Here is a 4829-nt window from a genome sequence, read left to right on the forward strand (position 1 = left end):
CATAGAAAATGAGCAATGCGGTGCAGCCAGAGGGCATGAATGCCGGGATAGGCCAGAATAATCTCCAGCCCGTTGCGCGCTGCCGGGTCGCGCTCCAGCGCGCTGCGAATATCATTTTGCATGGTTCGGATCCAGTTGAACATCGTCTTACCTTTCCTGCGTCAATCCGCCAGGTCGGCAAACAGCGCCGTGCTCAGGTAGCGCTCACCGAATGACGGAATGATCACCACAATTAATTTGCCGGCATTTTCGGGACGGCGGGCGACCTGCAAAGCCGCCCAGGTTGCCGCCCCGGAGGAAATCCCCACCAGCAGGCCCTCGCAGGCCGCCATCTGGCGCGCCGTGCGGAAGGCATCCTCATTCTTGACACGAATTACCTCATCGTAAATCTGCGTATTCAACACATCCGGGATGAAACCGGCACCAATGCCCTGAATGGGATGCGGGCCTTTCTGCCCGCCGGAAAGCACCGGTGAGGCATCCGGTTCAACCGCTACCGCTTTAAAGGAGGGTTTGCGGGCTTTGATGACTTCACTCACCCCGGTAATCGTCCCGCCGGTACCCACCCCGGCCACCAGAAAATCCACCTGCCCGTCGGTATCCCGCCAGATTTCTTCGGCGGTGGTGCGGCGGTGAATTTCGGGGTTGGCGGGGTTTTTGAACTGCTGTGGAATGAAGTAGCGCGGGTCGCTGGCGGCCAGTTCTTCGGCTTTGCGGATGGCGCCGGCCATGCCCTCACTGCCGGGGGTGAGAATCAGCTCCGCGCCGTAGGCGCGCAGTAACATGCGGCGTTCTTTGCTCATCGTTTCGGGCATCACCAGCGTGCATTTGTAGCCGCGCGCCGCGCAGACAAACGCCAGCGCAATGCCGGTGTTGCCGCTGGTCGGCTCCAGAATGATGGTGTCTTTATTGATCAGACCGGCCTTTTCAGCGGCGGTGATCATGGAAACCCCAATCCGGTCTTTCACGCTGTGTGCCGGGTTGTAGTATTCCAGTTTGGCAACAACAGTGGCAACCGCCCCTTCGGTGATGCGGTTCAGTCGTACCAGCGGCGTATTGCCGATCAGTTCCGTGACATCGTTGGCGATTTTCATGGTTCTCTCCTGGATCATGATGATATTTTCAAGCCTGTTCAAAAAAATAAAAACCAGCAGAAAAACAAAAGACAGCGGAGCAATCCGCACACATGAGGGGGGATCATGCGGGACTGACTGCCACTGTCTGGTTCTGCTGGCGAAAAACTTTCCGGTTTCGTCTCAGGCAGCGGCTGACATCAGCCCCGCCTCAGACACGCGCAAGTAAACATGGTGCAACTCCAAATATTTATCAATATCATCTTAATTATCGCCCTTGATTATAGAACGGATTGCCGGTTTGTCAAGACCTTTTTATCAACCTAATATACGTGAGTTCGGGATAAGATCAAAACCTGGCATGCAGTGATGATTACCCCCACCTGTACCTCCCCCAAAATCGCCCCTGCGATTTTGGGGGAGGCGGGAGGGGGACGAAAATTCAAAAGTTGATGAAAAAATGATTTATCCCGAATTGACGTTAATATGGCTTTCTCGAAGTCGAAAACGGTTAAACGGCAGCCGGCGGGCGCTGACCGATGTCTGTTCGGAATCATCCACTGATGCGTCAAATTGAGCGATTTTGCCCCTCCGGCGCGGGTCACACATAAAATTGCCACGCTCGCTGCGCTCGCTCAAAAGGACAGGCTGCTGTGTTCGTCTTAGCCGCTTTGTGCATGCAATGCCATTCAACGCAAAGGCGCAAAGACGCAGAGAAGGAAAAAAAGAGTATCCTTTTTGTCTTTGCGTCTTGACGATAGGTCTTTTTTTTGTAAAGCCATGTTACTCCGAGCAAAGCCACACTGCAACCGTGCCCATCAATTGCCCCCGCCCTCGATTGCCATGACAGCTCTCAAAAAGCCGTTTGAATGTCTTTTCCCGAACTCCCGTTAAACGAAGTTATAATATCTTCGGTGAGGCATTCCGGTTTCCTGCTCTGGCCTGAGCGCCGGTTCAGGATACTTCTGGCTCACTCATTTTTTAATGTCAATTACTTTACTGGAAGAAGGATAAACTGACGGGAGGCGGGATGAATCCATACCGGAGCGAATATAAATGGTCTAATGTCTTTGCCATGATCCACAATCTGAATTTAGACCCGAAAATTTGCAGCGAGGATTTTCCGCATCGTTTGGTGGTGATTACAGGAGCAACTTCAGGGATCGGATATGCAGCCGCCAGAAAATACGCCGCTCATGGGGCAGATCTGTTATTGATCAACCGCAATGAAAAGAAATCACGGGAAATCTGTGATGAATTGAACCGTGACTTTAATGTCACTTGCACTGATTTCATAGCCGATTTCTCGAAATTATCCGACATTCATTCGGCAGCAAAATTTCTGGCCGAACTTGAAAGAAATATTGATGTTTTAATCCATAATGCCGGCATCTATCTGACCAGACGAACCTTCACGGAAGATCATCTCGAAGCCGTGTTTCAGGTAAATTACCTCAGCACCTTTATTTTGAACTGCTACCTGCTGGAAAAGCTGAAAACCCAACAGCGGGGGCGAATCCTTTATGTCAATTCCGAAGCCTACCGGTTTGCGGTCGCAGGGCTCAATTTTGATGATTTGTTTTGGGAAAAGCGGCGCTATTCCGGCCTGAAAAGTTACGGCGCGGCAAAACTGGCGCAATTACTTTCGATGATAATATTTAATGAACATCTTCAGGGCAGCGGGATCACCATCAACGCCATGCACCCCGGCAATGTAAAAACGAACAGCGGTCAATATAATGGACGGCTTTATAAAATACTGAAAAGCATTTTGATTGATCCGTTTGCCCGCCCAATCGAAATTGCAGCCGAAGCGCTCTATTATTTGGGAGTTTCATCGGAACTGGACAACATTTCGGGAAAATTCTTTAACCTCACCACGCTGGAAGAACCTGCCCCGCCGGCATTGGATAAAAATGCCGCCTTGAGATTATGGGAAATCAGCATGAATCTGGGAGGGATTTATGAAAAGTGAAAGGAAAAGAGTCGTTGTGGTTGGTGCGGGCATGGCGGGTTTAACCGCAGCCGCGTATTTGGCGCGAGAAGGGTTTGAGGTGTTGTTGGTAGATAAGAATGACCGGGTTGGGGGCTTGGTCAGCACTTTTGAAAACAACGGCTTCTTTTTTGACACCGGGCCGAGAGCTTTTATCAATTCCGGAATTATCAAACCCATGTTGGGTCATTTGGGGATTCAATGGGATTTATTTGAGAATGTGATTTCCATTGGAATTGAAGATCATCTCATCAAGATTCGTTCGATGGATGATTTACGGGAATATCAGCGCATACTGGTTCAACTTTACCCTGAAAACGAGGCGGAAATCCAGCAAATCATCACTGCCATTTCGCAAATCTCTGAATATACCCGCGTGCTTTACGAATTTGACAACCCAAATTTCACCGACCTGACCAAAGACAAGTCCTTCATCTTCAAAAAACTGATTCCATGGACGTTTAAGTTTCTCCATGCGTTAAGGAAATTAAACCAATATAACATGCCCATGGAGGATTTTCTCAAAAGACTGACCACGAATCAATCTTTGATTGACATCATCATCCAGCACTTTTTCAGGAAAACCCCGACTCATTTCGCCTTAGGGTACTTTTATGTCTATCTCGATTATTTCTACCCAAAGGGCGGAACTGGAGCGTTAAGCAAACTCATAAAAGAAAAATTCCTTGGGTGGGGCGGGAAAATTGAACTGAATAAGAATATTGTTGAAATTGTCCCATCCGAATGCAAAGCAGTTGACTCAGACGGACAGGCATATCCCTATGATTATTTGATCTGGGCAGCGGACTTAAAAACCCTGTATCGCAGTCTGAAGGTGACCGGTTTGGAGGCAGACACGGCTGCCAGAATCAAAAGCGAATCGGAGCGCAAACGATCCTCCAAAGGGGCTGAATCCGTTTTCATCCTTTACCTCGGTGTAAACCGCCCGCCTGCCTATTTCCGCCAGAATAGCGGGGAGCATTTGTTCTACACCCCTTCCAGAAAGGGACTTGGCCAGACGAACCACGCAGAAAGGATTCGTCTGATTGAAAATTTCGATCAATTCTCGAAAAGCGAAATTCTGGACTGGCTGGAAAGGTTTCTCGAATTAAATACCTACGAAATTTCCATTCCCGCCTTGCGCGATCCGACCCTTTCGCCGGAGGGAAAAACCGGTTTGATGGTGAGCTGCCTGTTTGATTATCCAATTCTGGAAAAGGTCGAGAAAGCCGGCTGGTACGATGAATTCAAAGAATTTTGTGAAACCACCGTCATCCGCATTCTCTCGGAATCGATTTTCAAGAACCTGCAGGAAGACATCCTTTTCAGGTTTTCTGCCACCCCATTGACCATTCAGAAAGTATCCGGCAGCTCTGAGGGAGCGATTACCGGCTGGTCGTTTGAAAACCCCCCGCCGGTGATCCACACCTTGAAAGACATTCCAAAATCTGTCCTGACCCCCATACCGAATGTTTATCAGGCCGGCCAATGGGTGTATTCCCCGGCTGGAGTGCCAATCGCAATGCTGACCGGTTGGTACGCATCCCAGAATATCATCAAACGGGCCAGGAAAAAACCGGCCTGACCTTCCTGCCGGATCGGATCAGCCGAATTGAGAGGTTCTCGAAAGTGATCCAATAACTTTAACGTGAGCTCGGGATAAGATCAAAACCTTACATCCAATACCAATTACCCCCACCTGCACCTCCCCCAAAATCGCCCTTGCGATTTTGGGGGAGGCGGGAGGGGGACGAAAATTCGAA

Annotated in this window: 4 protein-coding genes; 2 read left to right on the top strand and 2 right to left on the bottom strand. The window is 49.6% G+C overall.

The genetic code is table 11. The features are described 5' to 3' along the window. Both VAE48_RS17515 and cysK read right to left on the bottom strand, forming a co-directional pair. A partial coding sequence (locus tag VAE48_RS17515) for a serine O-acetyltransferase (protein ID WP_416181035.1) occupies window positions 1–143 on the bottom strand: 143 nt, incomplete at its 3' end. A gap of 18 nt (window positions 144–161) precedes the next feature. Further along, window positions 162–1094, bottom strand: coding sequence for a cysteine synthase A (cysK, locus tag VAE48_RS07915; RefSeq protein WP_322792780.1), 933 nt, complete (start codon window positions 1092–1094; stop codon window positions 162–164). 1009 nt (window positions 1095–2103) lie between these two features. On the opposite strand from cysK, the gene VAE48_RS07920 reads away from it, so the two are divergent. Continuing rightward, a complete protein-coding gene (locus VAE48_RS07920) occupies window positions 2104–3048 on the top strand; it encodes an SDR family NAD(P)-dependent oxidoreductase (RefSeq protein ID WP_322792781.1) in 945 nt (314 codons plus the stop codon). Further along, window positions 3038–4651: an NAD(P)/FAD-dependent oxidoreductase gene (locus VAE48_RS07925; RefSeq protein WP_322792782.1), complete on the top strand. Its 1614-nt coding sequence runs from the start codon at window positions 3038–3040 to the stop codon at window positions 4649–4651. Before VAE48_RS07920 ends, VAE48_RS07925 begins: the two co-directional genes overlap by 11 nt. The last annotated feature ends 178 nt before the right edge of the window (window positions 4652–4829 follow it).

It is taken from the genome of Bellilinea sp. (assembly GCF_034432615.1).
Taxonomy (GTDB): Bacteria; Chloroflexota; Anaerolineae; order Anaerolineales; family Anaerolineaceae; genus Bellilinea.